Annotated in this window: 21 protein-coding genes; 1 reads left to right on the top strand and 20 read right to left on the bottom strand. The window is 41.6% G+C overall.

What is annotated here, in order from left to right; genetic code table 11:
- Positions 1-9: 9 nt before the first annotated feature.
- From H615_RS0113045 to H615_RS0112945, 20 genes are all read right to left on the bottom strand, one after another.
- Positions 10-1,473: an oligosaccharide flippase family protein gene (locus tag H615_RS0113045; protein WP_027955567.1), complete on the bottom strand. Its 1,464-nt coding sequence runs from the start codon at positions 1,471-1,473 to the stop codon at positions 10-12.
- 622 nt (positions 1,474-2,095) lie between these two features.
- A complete protein-coding gene (locus H615_RS0113040) occupies positions 2,096-3,058 on the bottom strand; it encodes a LacI family DNA-binding transcriptional regulator (protein ID WP_027955566.1) in 963 nt (320 codons plus the stop codon).
- 64 nt (positions 3,059-3,122) lie between these two features.
- Positions 3,123-4,232 carry a Gfo/Idh/MocA family protein gene (locus H615_RS0113035; RefSeq protein WP_027955565.1) on the bottom strand — a complete coding sequence of 370 codons (1,110 nt, stop codon included), beginning with the start codon at positions 4,230-4,232 and terminating at the stop codon, positions 3,123-3,125.
- A 500-nt stretch (positions 4,233-4,732) separates the two neighbouring features.
- Complete coding sequence (locus H615_RS21330) at positions 4,733-5,989, bottom strand: MFS transporter (RefSeq protein ID WP_035532195.1); 1,257 nt, start codon at positions 5,987-5,989, stop codon at positions 4,733-4,735.
- A gap of 86 nt (positions 5,990-6,075) precedes the next feature.
- Complete coding sequence (locus tag H615_RS0113020) at positions 6,076-7,014, bottom strand: phytanoyl-CoA dioxygenase family protein (RefSeq protein WP_027955564.1); 939 nt, start codon at positions 7,012-7,014, stop codon at positions 6,076-6,078.
- A 214-nt stretch (positions 7,015-7,228) separates the two neighbouring features.
- Complete coding sequence (locus tag H615_RS0113015) at positions 7,229-7,972, bottom strand: SDR family NAD(P)-dependent oxidoreductase (RefSeq protein ID WP_027955563.1); 744 nt, start codon at positions 7,970-7,972, stop codon at positions 7,229-7,231.
- 246 nt (positions 7,973-8,218) lie between these two features.
- Positions 8,219-9,898 carry a metal ABC transporter solute-binding protein, Zn/Mn family gene (locus tag H615_RS22115; protein WP_027955562.1) on the bottom strand — a complete coding sequence of 560 codons (1,680 nt, stop codon included), beginning with the start codon at positions 9,896-9,898 and terminating at the stop codon, positions 8,219-8,221.
- Between the two features lie 108 nt (positions 9,899-10,006).
- Complete coding sequence (locus tag H615_RS0113005) at positions 10,007-10,414, bottom strand: Fur family transcriptional regulator (protein ID WP_027955561.1); 408 nt, start codon at positions 10,412-10,414, stop codon at positions 10,007-10,009.
- Positions 10,415-10,738: 324 nt separating this feature from the next.
- Entirely contained in the window at positions 10,739-11,917 is a 1,179-nt protein-coding gene (locus H615_RS0113000; RefSeq protein ID WP_027955560.1) for a GTP-binding protein, read from the bottom strand.
- A 182-nt stretch (positions 11,918-12,099) separates the two neighbouring features.
- Positions 12,100-12,369 (bottom strand): 30S ribosomal protein S14, encoded by a 270-nt coding sequence (gene rpsN / locus H615_RS0112995; RefSeq protein WP_027955559.1) that lies wholly within the window; start codon positions 12,367-12,369, stop codon positions 12,100-12,102.
- Positions 12,370-12,407: 38 nt separating this feature from the next.
- Positions 12,408-12,962, bottom strand: a complete 555-nt coding sequence (gene dcd / locus H615_RS0112990) for a dCTP deaminase (protein ID WP_027955558.1) — start codon at positions 12,960-12,962, stop codon at positions 12,408-12,410.
- Between the two features lie 21 nt (positions 12,963-12,983).
- Positions 12,984-14,183 (bottom strand): GTP-binding protein, encoded by a 1,200-nt coding sequence (locus H615_RS0112985; RefSeq protein WP_027955557.1) that lies wholly within the window; start codon positions 14,181-14,183, stop codon positions 12,984-12,986.
- Positions 14,184-14,201: 18 nt separating this feature from the next.
- Entirely contained in the window at positions 14,202-15,875 is a 1,674-nt protein-coding gene (locus H615_RS0112980; RefSeq protein ID WP_027955556.1) for a FeoB small GTPase domain-containing protein, read from the bottom strand.
- Positions 15,869-16,978 (bottom strand): NAD(P)/FAD-dependent oxidoreductase, encoded by a 1,110-nt coding sequence (locus tag H615_RS0112975; RefSeq protein ID WP_027955555.1) that lies wholly within the window; start codon positions 16,976-16,978, stop codon positions 15,869-15,871. Before H615_RS0112975 ends, H615_RS0112980 begins: the two co-directional genes overlap by 7 nt.
- 59 nt (positions 16,979-17,037) lie before the next feature.
- Positions 17,038-18,015 carry a CobW family GTP-binding protein gene (locus H615_RS0112970; RefSeq protein ID WP_035532190.1) on the bottom strand — a complete coding sequence of 326 codons (978 nt, stop codon included), beginning with the start codon at positions 18,013-18,015 and terminating at the stop codon, positions 17,038-17,040.
- The gene (sufU, locus tag H615_RS0112965) at positions 18,002-18,442 is read right to left on the bottom strand and encodes a Fe-S cluster assembly sulfur transfer protein SufU (RefSeq protein ID WP_027955553.1); all 441 of its coding nucleotides are present in this window, start codon (positions 18,440-18,442) and stop codon (positions 18,002-18,004) included. Before sufU ends, H615_RS0112970 begins: the two co-directional genes overlap by 14 nt.
- A gap of 93 nt (positions 18,443-18,535) precedes the next feature.
- Positions 18,536-18,913, bottom strand: a complete 378-nt coding sequence (locus H615_RS0112960) for a hypothetical protein (RefSeq protein ID WP_027955552.1) — start codon at positions 18,911-18,913, stop codon at positions 18,536-18,538.
- 385 nt (positions 18,914-19,298) lie between these two features.
- Positions 19,299-20,171: a TIGR03943 family putative permease subunit gene (locus tag H615_RS0112955; RefSeq protein ID WP_027955551.1), complete on the bottom strand. Its 873-nt coding sequence runs from the start codon at positions 20,169-20,171 to the stop codon at positions 19,299-19,301.
- A gap of 7 nt (positions 20,172-20,178) precedes the next feature.
- Entirely contained in the window at positions 20,179-21,192 is a 1,014-nt protein-coding gene (locus tag H615_RS0112950) for a permease (RefSeq protein ID WP_027955550.1), read from the bottom strand.
- 86 nt (positions 21,193-21,278) lie between these two features.
- Positions 21,279-22,244 carry a CobW family GTP-binding protein gene (locus tag H615_RS0112945; RefSeq protein ID WP_027955549.1) on the bottom strand — a complete coding sequence of 322 codons (966 nt, stop codon included), beginning with the start codon at positions 22,242-22,244 and terminating at the stop codon, positions 21,279-21,281.
- 513 nt (positions 22,245-22,757) lie between these two features.
- On the opposite strand from H615_RS0112945, the gene H615_RS0112940 reads away from it, so the two are divergent.
- A complete protein-coding gene (locus H615_RS0112940; protein ID WP_051254701.1) occupies positions 22,758-23,531 on the top strand; it encodes an MBL fold metallo-hydrolase in 774 nt (257 codons plus the stop codon).
- The last annotated feature ends 80 nt before the right edge of the window (positions 23,532-23,611 follow it).

Raw genomic sequence — 23,611 nt, 5'->3', positions numbered from 1 at the left:
CCTCCTTTACTATGCTCGTTTATTTATTGGAGGTGAATTGTCGGTATCCCGTGCCTTAAATAAACGAGACATCTTCGTTCTCCCCCTGCCAACATTCAAGACCAATCCAGCAAATCCAAAAGCGATGAACCCCACCATCACTTGAACAGCAAGCCCCAGGACTCCTTCCAGCGTCAATACTGGAAGCAGACAAAAAACCATAAATAGAGATGCGGTCATCACTCTCCCCGAACGGGCCCATGGTATTGGAAGTCGGAACACAGTTCTTCCGAGAAGTACACTTACCGTCATGGCTGACCCGTAGGATAAAAGGGAGGCAATCGCAGCCCCTTTCGCACCTGCGACAGGAATAAAGAAATAATTCAAGATTAGATTCAGGAAAGCTCCTAGTACCACCGGCCATACTTGTAAACGCGTCCGTTTACTCAGAGTAAACGGAAGGTCGAAATAAGATTCCTTCATACCATTTAACAAGACAGCTGGCACAATCCAAGGTATCAACAGGGCGGCAGCGTTTTGGTATGCTTCCCCGAAGAAGACACTGCTGATGTTCGGTGCCAATAAAACAATCCCAAGGGAAGACGGAACAGCGATGATCAACAACAATTCAAACGTCTTCTTCATTTGATCGTACGTACTTTCTAAAGAGCTACTTTCAAACTTGCGGATGATGATGGGAGAAGATGCGGAGACGATGACGCTGATAATGACAAGCAATGTCTGTTGAATAAAATCGTACGGAACGGCATAGAGTCCCACTTCCTTTTCACCTATCATCCAGCCCAGCATCAAACGATCCATACCATAAATGACCATCGCCATTGCAAACGTAGCTGTTAGAGGCAATCCATACTGAAGCAATTCTTTCACAAGCGTCACATTCACTTTTCGGAGACGAACTCTCCCCCATTGTTTCTTATGAACGAACAGAATAGGAAGGACGTTCCCAACGAAAAGACCAATCAACAAGCCATATGCACTAAAACCATAGAGTACAAGGACAACACCAACAATCAATGATATTACAGCCCTGGCCATGGAAAGAATTCCGAAAGTCACAGGAGCAAGCTGTGCTCGTAGAATGGACAAATTCATTTCGAACCAATTGGTAACAAACATGAACATGAGGCCGATTATCCATATAAAGCCTGCCTCCATAAACTGACTTCCTACAATAAAGGCCACCCCATATATAAGGGATACAAATGACATCAATACGACATAAGAAACCAGAATAGTGCTCAAGAACTGCTCCATGTGCTCTTCTATGTAATTTGAATAGAAGCGAAACGCACCAAGTCTCAACCATTGGAACGATATGATTCCGGCCATCTTCGCTACGATAAGCACTAACGCATAGATTCCATACTCTTCTGGAAGAAGCAAACGTGTGTAAATATATAGAGCGGAAAAATTTATTAAGCCCGGGATACCCCTGGCCAAAAAGTACATGATGGTGTGACGTGCTAGCACGATGGTCTCCCTTCAAATTAAGATAAATTGTATTTTTTACATTATAAAGAACTATTTGTGCTTAATAGAGAATACCTTTTGAGATAGTATAACACCTCTTCAACAAAATACAATACTCACTTACAATAATTAACATAATATTTAAAGGTGTCTTATACAAACGAACGTATTATCAGTTTTAGTAAACACTTTTTATCTTGTATTTCATCATAATCGTTCTTTTTGAAGAACGCAATACATTTTTCTGAATTTTTTAACTTTATACAAAACCTTATATATACTCAATATTTTGGGTTTATAAAACAAACTTCCATGAAAAAAAGTCTCTTAGAGTTTGATGACTCATTAGAAGCTTTTTTCATGGAAGTTCAATAATTCCGGACCTATGTTACTAATTAAAAAGCTTCCCGGGCTAAGAGGGAAGCGGGAGTGTATCTATTAGCCTATGAATAATCAAAGGGGGGGTGGTCATACATTAGATAACACCTGTATACGGCGGTGAGGTTTCCTTTATATCCAGAATAGCAAACGACTTTTCTACAATCCTTAAGCATTAATATTCTGTTGTCGTTATGAGGATCATACTTAAAAAGTATGGGTGTTTTTAAAACCCCCATACTTTTTACACGGTTTTCCTCTCAATCAACCTCGTTGATATTTCCTGATGTGTGTTATGTTCTGTGTCTAATGATTGCAGAAAGAGCTTCTGACCAATTTTTTCTAGAGGGATTTCAATTGTAGTAATGTCCATAAATTTAGCGATAGGCTGATTATCGAACCCTATGATCGCCAATTGACCGGGGATCGATATCTGCTCTTTTTCACAACAGGTGACGATTCCAGCCGCTATCTGGTCGCTGGTAACAAGTAAAGCTGTAGGCGGAACCGGTAATTCTCTTAACTCTTGAACGATTTGTATACCGTCCTCAAAGTACAGGCTTTGGCTGAAAATATAATCCGGATTAATGGTGAAGTTATGTTGGTCATGAAAATCTTTGTAGGCTTTTTCCCTCTGCTTGCTATTTGTTCCAGTCATTCTGCCTACACAGTAACCGATTTTGTCATATCCTTTATCATATAAGTAGGCGAGTGCTTTAGAAAAACTCTCATAATGATCTACAAACGTAGAGGAAACTCCCTCCTCCTTAATATCTTCACACAATACAATAGGTCCGTAGCATAAATACTTTGAAATCATGGACCACTCACAAACCCTTGAACAAATAATCAGAGCGTCAATTTGTTTATGCTTTAACATGTCCATCGCTTCTACCTCTTTACCAGGGTCATAATTGGTTTGAAATAGGATGAGTTTATAGTTATTGTTCAGGGCCTCTTGTGCAATACCTTTCAGTAACCTCCCGAAATATGGATGATCTGTAAAAGGCACGACAACTCCGATAAGGAAGGTTTTCCCGGTACTTAAATGAACGGCATTGATGTTCTTCTGATAATTATGTAACTCAATGGCTCTCCTTACAGCTTCTCTCTTCTCATCACTGACGTAAGGGTGGTTGTTGATCACACGGGATACTGTTGTGGTAGAAACACCTGAGGATTCAGCTATGTCCCTGATATTCGGCATTTTTATCAGCTTCCTTTTATTCATTCAAGGATTCACTAAAACAGACCAAGTTTCGATCAAATACTCAGTAATCCAGTTCATCATATATTATTGTCTCACCAGTCTCTGCGGAACGATATACAGCGTCAATTATTTTCGTGACTACATAGGCTTGGTAGGGAGTTACAACCGGGTCTTTTTCTTCTATGAGAGCATCTATCCACTGCCCAATTTCCTTGTCTGCATCTGTTATAAGCGATGAAGGAGTATAGGCAATACTTGAGTGATTGTCGATCGTTTTCTCATAGAGCTCTCCATACATGTCCCCATGGAAGATTAATTCATCTCGGTTAGCAGCTTTATTTCTCTGCATCACTGCACCGCCTTTTGTGCCGGACAATGTTGTCATAGCTTCCCTATCGTCCAAGGTATGAAGCGCCCAGGCCGATTCTAAGTGAATAACGGATCCGTTCTTCATTTTGATAAATGCCAAAGCTGACTCTTCTACGTCAAAAGTTTCTGGATCCCAGGGACCAAACAAATTCGCTTGGTTTTGATCTTTCAATTTGTTGAATGTTACACCTGTAACCGAATCCACCTCATAGTTATTCATACACCACAGGGCCAGATCCAGTGCATGCGTCCCAATATCAATCAGAGAACCTCCCCCCTGCAATTCCTTATTCATAAATACCCCCCAGGTGGGGACACCTCGTCTACGGACAGCGTGGGCTTTTGCGGCGTAGATCTCCCCTAAATCTCCATGGTCACAAGCCTTTTTTAATAGTAATGAATCCTTCCGGAAACGATTTTGGTAACCAATCGTCAATTTTTTACCTGTTTTTTCAGAAACCTCTAACATCCGTTTCGCTTCTTTAGTGTTGATTGCCATGGGCTTTTCACACATGACATGTTTACCTGCTTCCAATGACGCAACGGTCATTTCCGAATGGAAACAATTAGGGGTACAGATGAAAATCATGTCAATGCTCTCGTCTTGCAGCAAGTCCTGATAATTCTTATACAAATCCGGCTGTTTCACATGAAATTTTTCTGCTAACTTTTGTGCTTTATCGAGGTGGCGATTACAAAAACTCACCACCTCCACTTTTTCTTTCAATTTCATCAAAGCGGGCATATACTTTTGTTCCGCAATGGATCCGCACCCTATGATGCCGGCTTTTAGTTTTCTCATGACTTTCCTCCCGCCTGGGCGTTTTTGTAGAAGGCTTCCTTCCCTAATCTCATATTAACTTCGCTTCACACGACGCTGTCTCCTGCTGCTGCGTGTTAGTTGACCGATATAAACACTAGGACCGAACGCTAGAGTTAAGAGGCATTTCTCCTATTCGAAGATTCCCGACTATGTCTCCAATTGCAAACTCACCTCTGATATCAACCCACACGTCTGCCCTCCTGCCTCAACTGAAGTGGTGCTTCCTCTCCTCCAAAAAAGAAAGGTGTCCATGATTTATGTTACGCACCTCCCTTTAACGAATGATAGGAACGGCAGCGTTGATGATGAATTTTCTTGAAATAACCTATTTCAAAAGACGCAGAATGACTACAAAAATGACACGGAACAGATAATCTGGTTTTCACTACATGTGGTACATAAAAAAAAGAAATGCCCTTCTTGATATGTGTAGAACATACAAAAACCATCGCTATTCTCCTTTACCCTGTCCACTTAAATCAAATAGAAACTCTTTCCTTATTCAACTCTTCTTCCGAAGCCTGTGTATCATCAGCCTCCCGATCGTTAAAAAAGAATAGAAACACAAGAGCAACAACAAGGGCTATCATCGAGGGGTATATCCAAAAAGTACTCCATTGTGAAAGGGCTTCTGGTCCTTCCCTTGTGACGGTGTTATTGTACAGGACTCCGGATACTGCCCCACCAATAAACATTCCAATACCTTGCGTAAACATAATCAGCATGCCTTGAGCCTGACTTTTCATTTCTTCTCCCGCTTTTTTCTCGGTGTAAATATAACCGCTTACAAAAAAGAAATCCCAACAAAGGCCGTGCAGAGCAATGCCAGCCAGAACTAAAGGGATGAATGTTTCAGCTGCTCCAAAAGAAAAAAGAAGATTCCTAAGCATGTGCGCTGAAATTCCAATTATAAACATGTATTTGAAACCCAACCGGCGGAAAAACAAAGGCATTAATAGTAAGAACAATACTTCAGATACTTGGCCAATGGTCAATACAGAAGCTACACTGTCCACTTTTAGTGTACCAAGCAGAACAGAAGCATACGATTGATAGGCTGCCTTGGGGATAAATAAGATCACCGTACCTAAAATGAAGAGAAGAAAATACTTGTTTTTCAATAAGGAAAAAGCATCTATACAGAAAATGTCCCGCAACGAAAGCGGCTTTCCCTTAGCAAGAGGCGGCGTATGTGGCAGCGTAAAACTATAGAACCCTAAAAAAGCTGAGACTGCTCCACCAATTTGAATGGAGACAGGACTATCTGAATATCCGAGAATGCCAATGAGAAGTCCTGCTGTAATAAACCCAATAGTTCCACACACACGGATCAGTGGAAATTTTTTCGTTGTATCTTTAATGTTCTGGAAACTGATATTGTTGGTCAACGAGTATGTAGGGTTAAAGCAAAGCATATAGCAGAACATTAATAGTAAGAAAACAGACGCATTTCCCGAATATATGTGCTGGGGCATCGTCCATAACACAACAGCCCCTACCAGGTTAATGACGCCTAAAACCTTTTGTGAAGAAAAGAATCGGTCCGTGACCATGCCTAAAATAATCGGAGAGATGATAGCCGCAATTCCTCCTACCGAAAAAGCCGCTCCTACTATAGATCCCAATCCATGCCTGCTTAGAATTAAACCAATGGTGGCAAACCAGGATCCAAGCACAAAGTATTGTAAAAACATCATCGTTGATAAACGAGGAATAACCCAAGCACCTTGATACATAACTCCACTCCCTTGCGGTTATCATTAGATGGACATAGAGAAGCCATTTACTCTAGGAGCAAGATGGCTTTCTCTATGCACATGATTTATTTTGCCCAGAGTTTCAAGCCAAGCAATTTCTTACCTAGATCACTTAGCTCAGCTTTCTCATACTTTTCCTGCTCCCAGTTACGTGGGTCACCTGGGAATGCATCCCCTTTTGGAGGAATCCTATCACGCCATGACACAATCCGCTCTTGGCGGAGTTCTTCATTGTCTTCTTGAGACGGAAACATAGAAATATACTGGGCAATTCTTGGTCTATCAGCAAAGTTCGGACGAATTCCATGAGGCTGCATAGAATTAAAAATAAGAAGGTCCCCTGCATTTTGGGTGATTTTCGTCGTTTCATATCCAGATGTATCAGGATGATAGGGGTCACGATCACTCGGCTGTGTTTTAACCCACTCAGGGAATTCACGATATAGCTCTGGGATACATTGAAAGCCTCCCATTTCTTTTTTTGTATCCACTAAGGATAAAACGCCTTGTACATTCTGAGGAAGCGGTTCTTGGCTGGTATCGATATCCCAGTGAATGAATCCTCCGTTATCATTTTTGTCTTTCTTCGGCATATTTAAGTTACAACGGTCAATACTGTTCCAAAGTTCTTCCATCCCCCATATATCTACAAAAGCGTTGTAAACTCGAGGATGCATCCGGTTATCCCATAAATATTGGTGGTTATACAACTCGACCATTCCTGTACCTTTCAACTCTTCCATTTTCATCTCTGCCCGTGGAGAGGTATACCATGTATCCTGGTCATCAGGGTCTTTTTCTTCAAACTCCCAGATCAAATTGCGAAGACGTTCGATATTTTCCTGAGGTACAGCATTCCGAATAATGACATAGCCGTTTCTCTTCCAAAACTTCCAATCCTCTTCACTCAATACGCGTAAAGGTTCGTTGTTGTGCCGCTCGTTCAAAGACTGCGTGATCTTCAGTGAATCATGATTCCCCTTGTTTTTCACTTGTTTACTCATTCTTCATCCATCCTTCCATTTCATTAACTTCAATTATTGAGAATGCTTACAACGCTATGAGTACAAGGTATTTTATGAAACGGGTTTCATGTCAAGGGATAATTCTAAAAATTGGAATAAAACGAAAATATAATAATTAAACCACCCATTCGTTATCAAACGAATAGATGGCTGTTTGGCCTTCACATATGGGTTCATTACAGACTTGATGTAGCTATTCTTCTTCATTCACTCCAAGCGTCATGCCGCCATCTACCACAATTTCCGTTCCGGTACAGTAGGAACTTTCATCAGAGGCTAGAAAGGCAGCTACGCGGGCAATTTCAACCGGCTGCCCGATACGCCCAAGGGGGACCGAATCATAAAACGAAGGAACTCCCTGCCCCTGGGTAGCCATTTCCGTCTCAATACCGCCGGGATGAATCATATTCACCCGGATTCCCTTCTTACCGAGCTCAATCGCTGCCGCTTTGGACATTGCGACCACCGATGCTTTCGTCGCGGCATACGCCGATGACTTGGCAATCGGAGAAAACGAGGAAATAGATAAATTGTTGATGATAGAACCTTTTCTCTGTTTTTCCATTTGAGGCGTAACAGCCTTCATTCCTCGAAAGACACCAAGCTGATTCACATCAATCATTTGCTGGTATTCATCCATCGTAATCTCTTCAAATGGTTTGCGGATCAAGACACCTGCGTTATTGATGAGAACGTCAATAGCTCCGAACTTCCCTACGATCTCTTCTACGGCCCCGTCCCAATCCGAATCTTTCGTAACATCCAGTTTTACGGGATAGGCCTCATCGAATTCGTTTGCTGTTGCTTGAGCATCTTCCCATTTCCTTGCGCCTACAATCACCTTTGCCCCAAGAGAGGCAAGGTGCTCCGCCATCGCTTTTCCCTGTCCGCGATTGGCTCCCGTGATCAAAATGACTTGGTTCGTTAAGTCAGCCATGTATATACCTCCATGTGTTCTTTTATGATTCAGGCTTTAACTCCAGCTTTATTCTTATACGTAAAAACCTGATTATACGGACAGAAGTGGTTCTTGTCTAATCACCTATTCTCATTCAAGAATTATTGCCCCTGTGGCTTAATCATTTCCCACACTCCAGAGGCATACCAATCAAAAATAAGCTGGAGACGGTCATATCCGTCCCCAGCTTATCCTCGCATATATATTTATCGTGAACAATGATGATCAATGCGCCATCATTTCATGAGCGATCTCCTGGCCATCCAGGTCTGATGGATAATACGTCGGCCAGTTTGTCACTTCGTCCAATAGAGCTTCACGGTCATCTCCCCAGTAGAGGTGGTAGTGGTCCGCATCAGTTGGAGTGATACTGTGATCGCTGAATTGGATGTATTGAGGAAGATCCCCATCCTCTTCCGTTAACTCATAAATATAACGGACCCCTCTATTGCCAGCTTCATAGGTAAGGATTTCATAACCATCATAGGTATATGTCCCCGACGACTTTTCTCCATTTTCGAAGAACGTTACGTCATTTCCCTCAAAAATAATGCGTTCCACATCGGTTTCGTAACCGATCTTATAGTACTCTTTATATTCTTCTGCTGTCATATCTCCGTCATTCTCAGCCTTATGAGCAAACACTTCATCAAGTGTTCCGTCCTGAAGGTATGGATATACAGACTGCCAGTCTCCTTCCCAGTCTGTCAGTTCACGATCCTTCACCTGCTCATCTTCAAAGTACCCATCATAAATCTGCTGGGCTTCTTCGTCATCCGCATGGCCATGGTTATGGTTGTGTTCGCTGTGTTCTTCTGATTCAGAAGATTCCTCTGAATCAGATGGTTCTCCGGATAACCCTTCTGTCAATACTTCTAAATTCCGCTTCATGAGAGTGAAATAATCTTCTTCATTGTTTATATCTTCTTCCGTCAACACAGACAAATTATGAAGACGCAGAGCTTCTGCCCCAATTTCTTTTCTAACGATGTCCGCAACTTTAGGCGTGACATTCTGCTCAAAGAATACGTGTTTGATGTTATGCTGTTCAGCCGTTTTAATGATTTCTTCCAAATCTTTTTGAGAAGGTTCATTGGTTGGACTTAAACCAGAAACAGAAACCTGCTCGACGCCGTAGGATTGTTCCCAATATCCATAAGCGGCATGAGACACGATGAATTTATTCTTTGGTGCTGTTTCCAGCTGATCGTGAAATTCCTGATCCAGACCTTCAAGGTTGCTTTTTAGTTCCTGGAAGTTTTCATTATAGGTATCTTCCTGCTCAGGATTCAGTTCAACCAGTGTATCTTTAATATTCTCAGCTACCTGAATAGAAAGGATAGGATCAAGCCAGACGTGCGGGTCCTGGTCCCCGTGGTTATGTCCAGCGTGTTCATCTTCATGGCTGCTTCCTTCTTCCTCCTCATGAGCATGTTCGCCCTCATGATTTTCTTCTTCTTCATGAGCATGTTCATCCTCGTGAGTTCCTTCTTCTTCCTCATGGTTATGAGCATGCTCTTTTAATTCAATCCCCTTGGATGCTTCCAGAATTTTCACATCTTCAGATTTGATAGAGTCTGAAATTTTTTCGGCATAGGGTTCTAACCCGGCACCGTTGTAAATAAATGCGTCTGCTTCTGCCATTTCAATCATTTCTTTTGATGTTGGTTCATATGTGTGAGGGTCTGAACCCGGAGGCAGAATTGATTGCACATCCGCCTGCTCCCCTGTAATCTGCTCGGCAAAATACTGAAGAGGATAAACCGTCGTATAAATACTCAACGCTTCACTTGAACCATCGGACTGTTCTCCTTCTTCACTATTGCTTGATTCTTCTTCTCCACATGCTGTAAGTACGAATATGAAAGCAAATAAACTCACTACGCCTATTATTTTTTTTAACATATTTTCTCCTCCTTATTTCCTAAATCATTCTATCGTAATGATTACGAATTGTAAACAGTAATCATTACGATGATTCCCAAAAAATAAAGCCGGTTTATTCCAACCGGCTTAGTGACATTGTGGACATTCTCCATAAATCTCAAATTTATGATGTTCGATTTGATAACCCTGCAGCTTTTCTATTACGTTCATAGGACAGAACTCAACCTCTTTCTTACTCCCACAGCTGTTACAAATGAAATGGTGATGATGCTCATTAGAATAGCATGCAAGTCGGAAATGTTTTTCTCCATGAAGCACAGTCGCTTCTAACATTTCTTCATCCGTTAAAAGATATAAATTTCTATAGATCGTATCATAACTCACACTGGGAAAGTCCTGTTGAATCATTCTCAACACATCTTTCGCTGCTATATATTGATCCTGACTAACAAAAATCTCAAGCATACGTTCTCTCTGCTTTGTATGTTTGTACCCTTTTTCTTTTAACAATTGGATAGCTGTATTCAAATTCATCATTCTTCACCCCTTACCCACATTTGTGTGCTGATCGAATTAGAAATCATAGATGATGCCCACATCTATTACAATACGTCACAGACAAATCACTCAGCCATTACGATTAGCACGCGTTGTATACCTGATTAATAGAAAGAACACCCAGTTCATAGTCATTACTATTTAATTTATATTAATTTTAAAGGAGAAATATAAGCGATTCAAGAATATTTCCCCCTCGATATCATCGCACCAATCACAATCCAGGAAAGCTTCAAGCGGGACGTTGTGTAAGGAAAGGAAACCACAACCTATCTAAGGGTGTAATCCTTTTTTGTTTTCTCAACCAGTAAAAGCTGGTAGTGGATCATGGAGGTCATGCCAGTCCCATTCCATTTCTTCGTCGGTCAGCAGGCAGTGATCAAGTCCTTTGATGATTTCCTCTTTATTCATTTTTATACCAATAAATACCAATTCCGTCATGCGGTCTCCATACTTATCATCCCATCGTTCAGCTAACTCTGGTTCTTCTTTCAAAATCTCTTCCCGTTCTTGTTCTGGGTACGTAGCTATCCAGTCTCCGACTCCTTGGATAGCGAGAGAAGTTCCAGCCTGAGATAATAACCCAGACGTGTCATTTCTCGAAGCCAGCCAGAAGAATCCTTTGGATCGAACGATTCCTTCCGGCCAATTCTCCAGCCAATTCATCCAGCGCTCCGGGTGAAATGGCCTCTTCCTCCGATAAACAAAAGAGCCAATCCCGTATTCTTCGCTTTCCGGGACATGTTCTTCATTTAGTTCTTTCATCCATCCTGCTCCCTGACTTGCTTGTTCAAAATCAAATAAACCTGTATTTAAAACTTCATGGAGAGGCACTTGGCTGTAAGTCGTATCCACCACTTTGGCGTGAGGATTTAATTGTTTGATAACAGCCTTTAATTCCTCTCTATTGACTTCTTCTACTAAATCGATTTTATTCAACAGAATAACGTTCGCAAATTCAATTTGGTCGATCAATAGGTCGATCACTTCCCTAGCATCGTTTTCATCAGCCCCTTGATTACGGTCCAGTAAGTTTTCTCCTGATCCATAATCATCCCAGAAGCGATTGGCATCGACGACGGTTACCATAGTGTCTAATCGACAGTGGTTACCAAGGTTGATTCCCAGTTCTTCATCTTCATACGTAAAGCTCTGGGCAACGGGAATGGGTTCTGATATTCCGGTGGACTCAATAACGATATAATCGATGTCCAGGTTGGAAAGCTTTTCTACCTCCTTAATTAAATCGTCCCTCAGAGTACAGCAGATGCAGCCATTCTGTAATTCAACCAACTTTTCTTCTGTCCGGCTGAATCCACCTTGCTTGATCATATCTGCATCTATGTTGACTTCACTCATATCATTTACAATGACCGCGATTTTGAGGTCTTCTCTATTGTGCAACAAATGATTTAATAACGTCGTTTTTCCGGACCCTAAATAACCACTTAAAACGGTTACTGGTATCTTCTTTGACATCTTTTCTCCTCCTAAGCGGATGATACGGTTTAATCTACCGCTTTTCCAGCACCCTGCCATATTTTCATTTAAATTCAAGGGTAATAGTCAGCTGCACACGTTCTGGTATGCCTGCAGCCAATACCCTTGAAGTTCACCACCAATGATGATTTACTTATTCAGGCACATTCATACCCTTTTACTTACCAGCTTGCTTTTTTCACACCTGGAACCTGGCCTTTATGAGCATATTCCCTAAAAGCAATGCGGGACATTTTGAACTTCCTCATATAGCCGCGCGGTCTCCCGGTCACTTCACACCTGCCGGTCAAACGAGTAGGAGAAGAATCACGCGGAAGCTTCCTTAGGGCTTCGTAATCTCCTTTCGCTTTTAGTTCTCTTCGAAGATCAGCGTATTTCGCTACCATTTCTTGTCTCTTTTTTTCTTTTGCTACTTTTGATTTCTTAGCCATTTAAAATCAACCTTCCTTTTATAAGTAATGATTACGATTTAAAAATTAAAAAAATGATTTTCTTTATCTTCATAGATTGCACTGGCCTGTGTACTAGACTGTCCGAAGTATTTGCCTTTATAAGTTTTTGTAGGTCGATCCATTCGGGCGAGTACTAATTGACAAATTCTCCATCCCTCAATCAATTCGATTGGGGAACGGTTCGAATTAAACAATTCCAGAGTGATGCGTCCTTCAAACCCCGGGTCCACCCAGCCAGCATTCTGAACAAACAAACCCATCCTTCCAATGGAGCTTCTACCTTCTACGAAAGCGGTAAGATCATTGGGCAGCCGGACCCATTCTTTCGTAGTTGCAAGCACAAACGAATGAGGAGGGATCATGATGGATTCTCCCCGGCCGATATAAATATCACGATAAGGGGCTTTTTTCCTTACAGAAATACATCCTGTACTATGCTCATCCACTGTCATAAAGTGACTGCCCAACGTCAAGTCAATCGATGCAGGCTGAACATGTTCCGGAATGAATGGAGCAATTTCCAATTCCGCCTTCTCTACCTTATTCAATATAGTTTCACTGGATAATATCATGTCGGCACCTACTTTGTTCGATTAGGGTGATCTTACTTCCCACTGAAAAGGATCTTCCATCCCGGACCATTTTTCATTCATCTCTTCCGGGGTTAACAAGCACTCGTCCAACTCTTTGGTAATCGCTTTTCTGTCAAGTTCAACCCCTATAAAAACTAAATTAATCATACGATCGCCAAACTCCACATCCCAATCGTTCAAGACACCAGGGTTCTGCTTAATCGTGCGATCTTTCTGTTCTTTCGGCAGTGAAGCTACCCAGTACGAAACAGGCTCTAAAGAAACAGATGGGCCTGCCTGAGATAAAAGGAGCGCTATATCATTCCTTGTAGCACACCAGGTAATACCTTTAGCCCGGACAATCGATGCCGGCATCCGGCTGATCCAGTCGGAGAAGCGTTTGGAATGGAACGGGAGTCTTCTGTTGTACACAAACGATTGAATTCCATACTCTTCGGTTTCCGGGGTATGAGCTTCGGGACCTGCCATCAATTCCTTAAGCCAGCCAGCCGATTGACTTGCCTTCTCAAAATTAAAACGATGCGTATTTAGAATCTTTTCCGGATCAATTACACTAAACGTTGTTGGAATGATTTCAGCATCCGGCTGTAATGTCTTCACTACTTTTGTCAACGAATCCAGCTGCTCCTTCGTTACCATGTCACATTTATTCAGTAGAAGGACATCGCAAAACTCAATTTGGTCGATAAGCAGATCTGCAAGGTTTCGTTCGTCCTCTTCCCCTACGGCCTGTTTTCTGTCCAGCAGACGATCTCCGGATTCATAATCATGCCAAAACCGATATGCATCTACAACCGTAACCATCGTATCCAAACGGCAGAACTGGGTAAGATCAATGCCCAGCTCCTCATCGATATAAGAAAAAGTTTGAGCTACCGGCACAGGCTCACTGATTCCCGTTGATTCAATAACGATATAGTCAATGTCACCCGCCTTTGCAATCTTCTCCACTTCAATAAGTAAATCTTCTCTCAATGTACAGCAAATGCAGCCGTTGGACATCTCGACCAAATTTTCATCTATCCTGGAGAAATGCCCCTCTTTTTCTACTAAGTCGGCATCGATATTAATTTCACTCATATCATTGACGATAACAGCGATTTTCAGTCCATCCCGGTTGTTTAATATATGATTAAGCAGCGTGGTTTTCCCTGAACCTAAGTAACCACTCAAGACGGTGACAGGTATTTTCTTTTCCATTCAAATTCCTCCCTTGTTTTAATGGAACAAAGCAGACAAAAAGACCGCCAGGAGCAGCGTACTTATTACCGAAGTGGTCATCTGTTTCCCTAACACTTTAAATGCGTGCATCAAACCCATCTCCTTGTAAATGGAGAACAAAGTGACAAGACAGGAAGACAATGTAGAAGCCAAGTACACGACTACAAACACCTGCCACGTTTCAAGGGTATGAAGAAGTGCACCTTCTCCTTCATTCAGCACCATCATTCCATCTTTTCGGAAGATAGAAAAAATGACTCCCGGAGCTGCCTCTGCAGGTAATGAAAACAACGTCAGTAAAGGAGAGAAGAGAGCAGCCATAGCTTTCATAACTTCAAAAAATTCAAGCAGAGAAGCCACGATACAAATGACTATAAAAATAGGCATCGCCTGCTTTAAAAATTGTTTCATAATCCCCATTAATCGAAACTTCACCCCTCGCCATGTCACGGATTGCAAGTATGGAAGGGAAGGAACAGGCGCAAGAGAGACAGAACGCTTCTCCCAAATTCGAGTGTGCACCGCCCCTACTATAAACAATAGGAAAATATACGGAATAAACATAAGCGGATGACCAGCTGAACCGAATAACGATAAAGATGCACCGATTTGGTAGCTGCAAGCTGAACCAAAAGAAATCAAAGAAATACACGACGCTCTTGTACAACTGCTGCAGGTTCTGCTCTGCATAACAGCTACAACATTACACCCGAAACCAGTTAAAACAGGAATGAGGTCTCTCCCTGATAATCCAATCTTCATCAGCCATGGATTTAAAGCATAGGTGATATGTTCCTGGATACCGGTCTCTTCCGTTACCGCCACACTTAAACCGATAAGAAAAACCACTGGAAACGCCCATAAAAAAGAGTACCATCCAAGAGTTAATGCACCATAATTCCCTATCAATACGACTTGAATAAAATCCGGAGCATTGATGAGGCTTTCTTTCACAGGATTTAACCATGCCTTTTCGGATATAGGTTGAAGGTAACTGGAAAATAAATAGGCGGCAAAAACCGGACCTGCAAACATGCTGATAACCATAAATAAGGCAGAGACAGGCCCGACCAAAGGCTTAGCCAGTAGTTTTTCCAGCCAGTTGGTGGTTTCTCCTTCTACACCGGAGGGTAAAAAAGATAGTAAATTATTGTTCAATTCCCAAACAGAAGAAGTTTGAACAGCCTTTCCTATCTCCTGTTGTTCTTCATGACTCAGTGACCGGCTGTTACACCATACGACAGGAACATTCAACAATGTTCGGACATACTGTTTTTCTTCTTCATTTGGCTGATATTTATCGCTGTGTGTAGCGATCACCACCACGTTCTTCCCTCTTAATCCCAATTGCTCTTCCAACACGAGCAGGTCATCTTTAAGATTTGAAGCCTTTACGACCAATATGATCTTATTCAAATCTTTCATTTGATTTAATGCCATTCGGGTAGTGACGCTGTCATCTTTGAAACGAATACCTGGAGTATCAAAGATTTTCACCGTAGAATCGTCTTTCAGCGCCCCACTTGATATGGTTACAGTGGAACCCTTAACATTGGTTTCCACGCCCGTTTGATGGCCTGTCAGATGTCTGAACAAAGCTGTTTTCCCGACTGATTCAAGTCCTGCTAAAGCTACCGCTTCTAACGATTCGCTTTTCTGTTCGGTCAGCATTCACAACGCTCTCCACAATCAGAGAGGTCATCCAGATAAAAGCTTTCTTTTCTGTATAGATTCAGAATTTCCATATTTAAATTCAAACGGGAGCCGATTGCCTCGGCAACAACATGGTAACGTTGGCGGAACTTATAGATGAAGCAGAACACATGACTATCATGACGAAGTTCGGGCCCGCACAGGAATAAACCTTGACTCTTGGTAGATTCATCTTGATCATTTACTAAAGGTTTTCCATGTTTTCCGTTTTCGAATAAATGAGAAATCATAGAGGTGCTTCCTTTAAAACCTGTCGCTAAGATTGGCGCCGTATGTGAAGTTAATTGGTTTCCATCAGCCGTATTCACATAATACACACCATCGTCCTTAGCTACGGACTGGACCGTCTGCTCATATATTTTAATTCTTCCTTCAGGTATTGCTTCCCGCATCCGCTTAAATGTATAGGGAGATAAAACCGTGCTCGGGTCACTACTATCAATTTTCCATGTAGGCGTCTTTGCTAACAGACGAGAACTTTTCTTCATTTTATTCAGTTGATAAACGGCATCAAGTCCACTTTCATATCCACCGATTACAATATACTCATCTGCTTTCATATCCTCCCAGGAATGAACATGACTGTTATGAGTACATAGTTCTGCACCAGGAAACGTCTCTTGATTCGGATATTGATACTCCCCGCCAGCCCACACAACAAACGTACTGGTGAGCGCTCCTTGTGACGTATGGACCTCAAAAGAACCATTCTCCGATTTATTTATGTTGTTCACTTCAATTCCGGTTTGGACAGGTAATTCATAGTGGCTGACCAACAGCTCCAGATATTCCGCATAATCTTCTCCTGTCGGGTGTTCTTCGTTCAATGTATACCCCGGTGAAGTTTTAGGAGCCACTGCATTTAAGTCTGTTTGACCAAATCCTTGAGAAGGAAACGATGGAGTAATAAACCTCATTTCTTCCGGCCATCTCCGGAATGTTTCCCCAATCTCCCCGCGATCCATGATACTAAAATTTTCACACCCCATCTGCTTCATGAGAATTCCTAACCCAATCCCAGAAGCACCTGCACCTACTATGAGGACATCGTAATGTTTCATGTAAATCCTCCTTCCCGATAAATAGTAATGATTACGATTTAAAAACAAACATAATTTTTTCAGGACATTATGCACTGCTCGAACTGTTCTGTAAGAATTTTCTTATCCAGGTTCCTACCGATAAACACAAGTTCACTTACCCGGTCATCATCTCCCCACAGGGCAGCTTCTTCTCCTGCAAAAAGCATATGAACACCTTGAAAGACAAAGCGATGATCCACTCCGTCTATGTTCAATACACCTTTATAACGATATAAACGTTCACCCTGAACTTGAACTAAAAAAGATAACCAGAGATTTAGTTTTTTCATATCCAAGGGTCTCTCTTCTCGTAAAGACAGAGAGGAAATTTCATCATCGTGGTGGTGATGGTGATTGTTTAGAAAATCCGGGTTTATTTTTATTTTTTCCTGCAAATCAAATGACCGAATGTCCAGAACATCACTCAGTGGAATCCGGCTGTTCTCACAAATTTTTTGAGATGCAGTAGGATTTATACTTTCCAGTCTATTTCGTAAATCTGTGAGTTGATCTTGTGTGATCAAATCAACTTTGTTGACAAGAATGACATCTGCAAAAGCAATTTGATTGATCGCTTCTCCTTGTTGATCTAAGTGATTGGAAATATGCCTGGCATCAACAAGCGTACAGACCGCATCAATATAGTAATCTTCAACCATTTCCTTATCCATTAGAAACGTTTGTACAACGGGAGCAGGGTCAGCAAGCCCTGTAGTTTCAATGATTATCCGGTCAAACTCAATCATCTTTTCTTCCCTTGATATAGCAAGCATAGATAGAGTATCAACGATATCTTTACGTACATTACAGCAGATACACCCGCTATTGATTTCTATGATTTCTTCTGTGGTTTGTTCAATAAGCTGAGCATCAATCCCTATATCTCCAAACTCATTCACAATGAGAGCGACCTTTTCTTCAGTTTGATTAAGAATGTGGTTAAGAAAGGTAGTCTTCCCTGCTCCTAAGTAACCCGTCACTATGGTTACAGGTATTCTTGAGTCAATTTCCATCATACCGTTGTTCCTCCGCCCATTTTTCAAATGCCTTCCAAGGCATAAGTGCACAATTATGTCTTGCGCGTAATTTGTGCACGCCCTCAAGAGAAGCTGCATCTCCTAGATCAACTTCATCTTCCATTTCACCTTCTCTGATCAAGCGTTCAAAGGCCTGTTTCTTATTCAGGCAATCTTCCATGCTGCTGTTTTTCAAGAGTTCCGTCATCATGGAGCATGAAGCCATACTAATACTGCAGCCTTCACCTTCAAAGGCTAGCTCTTCAATCCCTTCCTTTCCTGCCCTCACATGTAAAACCATCACATCCCCGCAGGTAGGGTTTTTATAATGAACTTTATCAACACCCGTGTCGTCTTCCATCGTTCCATAATTCCGTTTATACTTCGCATGGTCCATGACGACCTGACGGTATAAATCGTCTAACATCCTTCCACCCCTATGATTCGTAATGGTTCGTTATACGGTATACGGATTCAGGTTAAATGTAATCATTACGATTTAATTTAAGACAAAAAAATTTCATTTCTGTAAACGGTCAACACTGGGAATGGATACAAAAAACACCTTTTGATTTTCTTTCAACTGTGACCTGGAAAGAACAAATTCCGTGCAATCTTTCCACTTAACCGCGTCCATCATCGGTATAAGCTGGCGGCTGATCTCTTCTTCTACCTGCTTCATGACGTTCAGAAGTTCAAACAAAGTCATATTGAAATGTTTCGCTGCGCGCTTATGCGGCGAAACACTCCTGAGATGATTCATAAATTGTTCTTCAGAATCAACTTCCTCTGCAATATCATCTTCCATCTTTATCACGTAATGATATAGATCTTTCTGTTGTTCAGGCAGAGTGCTGAGAATGTTCTCCGTTAGGATTTTCTGTAGATATTCACTCATGATTTCACCTCTATATTAACCCTGGCCACTTAGAGAAGCTGGGTTACGATTGCCGTTTTCATTTCGTGACACACTCCATTTATTCTCCTCATAGACAACCTGCAGCAAGTCTAACTATGTATAATTAATAGTAATCGTTACGATTTAATGAAGAATACTGTTATTAAATCATAATTTCAATTCTTTGGCAACACCTTTCTTGTACACTCATTTAAAAAATCAGTGTTGATGAAAATTAATCGGCTTCTATTTTTTGTTGGTCACACATTAGTAGATCCTGTCCGTTTGTCACCCTCCTCACGTCGTTTATGAGGTTATTGAAACACCTATCTGCCCCCTCCTTGTGAACTTTTGGACGAGCATGGACCGGGGCAGATGGTTTTGTCTAAAGAACCTTCGTTAATATAGGAAAAATATAAGGGTTCGCCGGCTCAGGAATCTGATTGATCTCCTTCACTTCGATGAATGGGATGTCTACACCATTGTAGTTTTGTACATCTATCCTCCCGTTCACTTCCACCCACGTGTTTTCACTAAGGCTGCCTGCCTCGTTAGACTCACTCAACAATCCAATGACCCTGGCATCGGCAACACAGTGGGTGATTAGAAATCTTGCCACGACCAGCTGATTAGACTCCAACCCTTCTTCCTTGTACACAAAACCTTTGATTTGAATCGTTCTCCCCTTATACCTATGAGGGTTGTCTTGTATTTCTTGATAATAAGAAGCGTAAATATCCTCATTCATCTGAATGTCATCTTGGTTTAAACGATCCATTCTTTGTTCATATTCTTCATCTGTTAGATAGTTGTTATTCGGGATCGGCATGCTCTCATCAAGCGTCTGTGAATTGGATGAGGGATCCACTTGATATGAGTTTTCTTCCTGGGGGAGAAGAGAACCTTTATTCTTGGCAATCGCTGCGTCCAAGGATGTCAGGTTCAGTCCAAATCCTGTAAACAAAGGGAAAAGGAGAACCAAATAACTCACACCTCTCTTTATATACGATTGCTTATGATCATGGTCTTCCGTACAACCGGGAGGACAGAAGGCATGTTCACTGGAACTCCCTTCCCATACTCTCCCAAGCTGAACGAAAAACAGAAGGACGATAACCCCTGCGGCCACCTGACTCATCCGTACATATTTAGGGTTAATCAGCTTCTCAACATCACCGGTGTGATGCAGTTGTATTAGAAAAAAAGCAAAGGCGGCCAATAGGATCAGCTTCAAAAATTGATAATAATGAAAGCGCACTACCTGCTCACCTGCCCACCAAAGATATAGTAATCGTACAGACAAAAACAACGACAGTAATGGTCAGGAGTAAGATGAAAACAAATTTGGATTTAAATACGCTCAGGAGCATGATCGTATTCTTCAAATCAATCATAGGTCCGTAAATTAAAAAGGCCAAAACAGCGGTGGGAGGAAATAAACTGCTAAAGGAAGCTCCGATAAATGCGTCTGCTTCTGAACATAGGGATAAAAAGAAAGCCAAGCCCATCATGACACCTGTCGCCCCCATCATTCCTTCTCCAAACAAAAAGAGCGACTGTGCTTGGACATACGTTTGAACGAAAGCAGCAACAAAGGCTCCTATAATTAAATACTTGCCCATGTCAAAAAACTCATCGATGGAATGCACACACATACCTTTGAGCTTGTCCATAAAGGACACGTCTCCTGTGGAAGTGTTCTCAGATCCATACAAGCCGGAAACTGTATGTTTGAGCTGGTTTGATCTAAAAAAAGAACTGATGAAGAGGGAGATTAGCAGCGCCGCAATAAATCCCACGCCCATCCGTAAACCTGCCATTCTTATATCATTTCCAAAGGCCATAAACGTCGATAAAATAACAATAGGGTTAATTAATGGTCCTGTTAGAAGAAATCCAATTCCTGCATGCAATGGTACGCCCTTGGCTACTAATCGCCGGACGATCGGGACAATTCCACATTCACAGGCAGGAAATACAGCTCCTACGAGACACCCCATCAAGATGGCACGATACTTGTTTTCTGGAATCCACCGCTTCACATGTTCCTCTGTGACAAATATTTGAATACACCCTGCAATGAGGACACCAATGAGCACGAACGGAATGGCCTCTATAATTAAGCTGAGAAAAATTGTATTCAGCTGCTTGAAAGAATCAGGAAGAATCATCAACGTGCTTTCCCCGACCCTTTGACTATACGTAACAAAGTAAGCAACAAGGACAAAAGCCAAGATGGCTGTCACATCCAGCAATGTGTTGTAGAGCCTGAAAGTCATGGTTCCCTCCTCCCCTCTACTCCCTCTTCAACCCATCGTCAAGGATTCATACAGCAACCCTTGACGATGAAGCTGATTTACAATTTTCATGCCTTCACTATCCGATTAAAGCTATTCAACAGTTCTGTTTCCTTTAGTTGATCACCAATCAAGATAATAGCAGGGCGCATACCGGCGGGATCTGGAATTTCTTCAAAGATAAGAGTATTGGAGGCAAGTTGAAAGGAATAAAGCCCCTCACTGCCTTCAAGATTAACCACTCCTTTTCCTCTTAATACAGCTTTAGGTAAGTGGCTCAACCAATCTTCCAAATTATGTTTCATAACGGTTGGCCCCGGATCAATCTTCACGGCGTGCAGACCGGAATGGTGGTGATGATGGGAATGGTTAGTCTCTTCTCTAATATCTGAATGTATAGAAGTAGGAAGATGACCGTTCCGTCTCTTGAATAACTCTGACAATGGGACATTTCCATGGGACGTTTGAAAGATGGGAACGGATTCTCCAACAAGACCTTTAATTTTCTTGATGGATTTATTTAACACCTTCTCTTTAGCAAGATCCTGTTTATTTAACAAAATGATATTGGCACTGGTAATCTGTTCTTCTAACAGTTTTCTCATGTCGGCAGTGCTTGAGAAAATACTTTGATACTCCAGAAAGGTACTAGAGTCAATCAGGCTGATCATAGAAATTAAATCGAAGTGAGCAGCGTATATAGGATCCTCTAATACTCTCTTCACTTCCAAAGGGTTGGAAACGCCTGTCCCTTCAATGAATAGCAGATCCAGTTTATTCGAATGCATCTCCTTGATAAATTCATCTAACGTCGATTTTAAATCCTCTTTTATCGTACAGCATATGCAGCCATTTAATAGTTCTTTCACGTTTTGTTCTTTAAATAGTGGTTTCTCTATATTTACGTCTCCCAGCTCATTTAAAATCACACCTACCCGTCTATGATTCTTTTCACATTCCTCTATCATTTTCAGTAAAACCGTCGTTTTTCCACTTCCCAAAAACCCACTAATGGTGTACGTCGGTACAGCCATCGGCAACACCCTCCTTTTGCAAATAAATAGTAATCAGTACTATTTATTCCACTCTATTATTTAAAGAGACAAAGTATGCTTGATGATAAAGGAATTTCATGAAAATGACCGGAATGGACTGGTCGTTTGAAGTACTGTACATCAGTTATAGTGGTGTGGGTACAAGAAGAATAATCATACTGAGCGTTCGCGGACAGTTATATTGGATGGAGTGAAAAACGTAAGCCATTTAGGAACCATACTGACCTCTGTTTAACGAAAAGAGCGAACCACAGCATTAGGGTTCGCCCTTCTTATATTTTATTAAGTGTTCTACCTTCCGGGACTCATATCTGTCAACTGACTCTACGACAACCCTTCTCTATTTATTGACTGGCTCATTTTATTGGTTTAAAATTCGTAATGATTACGTTTTAATGACAAGAATACAGTCCATGATTTAACCTTACGAAACGCATCAAGAATAAGTACGGGATTGGTATAACGGATCAACTAATACAAAGGAGGTTAATAATGAATACATATCCTTTTACTATAGGTAACTATCATGCTTTGGTGATATCCGACGGCGGTATGCCTGTGACTAGAGAGTTTTTTCTAGCCAATACACCTGATCCTATCACTCAGCAGTTTCCTGAAGAGTTTCATGCTCCCCTTAATTTTATTCATCTTGAAGTAGATAATGAACATATTTTAATAGATGCAGGATTTGGTGCAGAATGCGAAGATGCAGGTCAGCTCATTCAGGCGCTGGATAATCACGGGATCACCAGGGATGACATTGATCATGTCATTCTGACCCACGGGCATTTAGACCATATTGGCGGAGCTGTATCTGAGGGGAAGCCTTCCTTTCCTAATGCAGATTATTATCTTCATGCAGCAGAATGGGAAATGTGGGCGTCCAGACCATCTTCAAAAGAGCATGAAATTCTGTCTAACTTAGGGAGTTCTATCAACATTATCCAGGAAGACATCGAAATCCTGCCGGGAATTAAACTTTTCCTTACCCCGGGGCACACGAACGGGCATCTGGCTGTCATGATCCATTCAGAAGATGAAAAGCTGCTCGTCGTTTCCGATATATTAAGCGACCCACGTACACTCAACCACCCTTCCTCTCATATTGGGTTGGAGATATCACCAGAACAAGGTCGTGAAACGAGAAAAGACATCATAGAGTATGCGGAACAGCAGGGCCTCATGCTTTTTGTATGTCATTATCCATTTCCAGGTCTGGGGTATATTGAACAAGATCATGGTACGTATAAGTGGAAGGCCAAATAAATAATGTCAAGAGAATGGTCAGACATCAAGGCAGGTGATGTTGAAAAAGAATCATGAAAGAATAGAAAGTATCAAATACA

The organism is Halobacillus kuroshimensis DSM 18393 (genome assembly GCF_000425705.1).
GTDB classification, from domain to species: Bacteria; Bacillota; Bacilli; order Bacillales; family Halobacillaceae; genus Halobacillus; species Halobacillus kuroshimensis.
This window is presented reverse-complemented; position numbering and strand designations above follow the sequence as displayed.

Coding starts and splice junctions, on each gene's coding strand:
- H615_RS0113040 (WP_027955566.1), bottom strand. CDS start 3,058: ATGCCGAATATCAGGGACATAGCTGAATCCTCAGGTGTTTCTACCACA.
- H615_RS0113035 (WP_027955565.1), bottom strand. CDS start 4,232: ATGAGAAAACTAAAAGCCGGCATCATAGGGTGCGGATCCATTGCGGAA.
- H615_RS21330 (WP_035532195.1), bottom strand. CDS start 5,989: ATGTATCAAGGTGCTTGGGTTATTCCTCGTTTATCAACGATGATGTTT.
- H615_RS0113020 (WP_027955564.1), bottom strand. CDS start 7,014: ATGAGTAAACAAGTGAAAAACAAGGGGAATCATGATTCACTGAAGATC.
- H615_RS0113015 (WP_027955563.1), bottom strand. CDS start 7,972: ATGGCTGACTTAACGAACCAAGTCATTTTGATCACGGGAGCCAATCGC.
- H615_RS22115 (WP_027955562.1), bottom strand. CDS start 9,898: ATGTTAAAAAAAATAATAGGCGTAGTGAGTTTATTTGCTTTCATATTC.
- H615_RS0113005 (WP_027955561.1), bottom strand. CDS start 10,414: ATGAATTTGAATACAGCTATCCAATTGTTAAAAGAAAAAGGGTACAAA.
- H615_RS0113000 (WP_027955560.1), bottom strand. CDS start 11,917: ATGTCAAAGAAGATACCAGTAACCGTTTTAAGTGGTTATTTAGGGTCC.
- rpsN (WP_027955559.1), bottom strand. CDS start 12,369: ATGGCTAAGAAATCAAAAGTAGCAAAAGAAAAAAAGAGACAAGAAATG.
- dcd (WP_027955558.1), bottom strand. CDS start 12,962: ATGATATTATCCAGTGAAACTATATTGAATAAGGTAGAGAAGGCGGAA.
- H615_RS0112985 (WP_027955557.1), bottom strand. CDS start 14,183: ATGGAAAAGAAAATACCTGTCACCGTCTTGAGTGGTTACTTAGGTTCA.
- H615_RS0112980 (WP_027955556.1), bottom strand. CDS start 15,875: ATGCTGACCGAACAGAAAAGCGAATCGTTAGAAGCGGTAGCTTTAGCA.
- H615_RS0112975 (WP_027955555.1), bottom strand. CDS start 16,978: ATGAAACATTACGATGTCCTCATAGTAGGTGCAGGTGCTTCTGGGATT.
- H615_RS0112970 (WP_035532190.1), bottom strand. CDS start 18,015: ATGATGGAAATTGACTCAAGAATACCTGTAACCATAGTGACGGGTTAC.
- sufU (WP_027955553.1), bottom strand. CDS start 18,442: ATGTTAGACGATTTATACCGTCAGGTCGTCATGGACCATGCGAAGTAT.
- H615_RS0112960 (WP_027955552.1), bottom strand. CDS start 18,913: ATGAGTGAATATCTACAGAAAATCCTAACGGAGAACATTCTCAGCACT.
- H615_RS0112950 (WP_027955550.1), bottom strand. CDS start 21,192: ATGACTTTCAGGCTCTACAACACATTGCTGGATGTGACAGCCATCTTG.
- H615_RS0112945 (WP_027955549.1), bottom strand. CDS start 22,244: ATGGCTGTACCGACGTACACCATTAGTGGGTTTTTGGGAAGTGGAAAA.
- H615_RS0112940 (WP_051254701.1), top strand. CDS start 22,758: ATGAATACATATCCTTTTACTATAGGTAACTATCATGCTTTGGTGATA.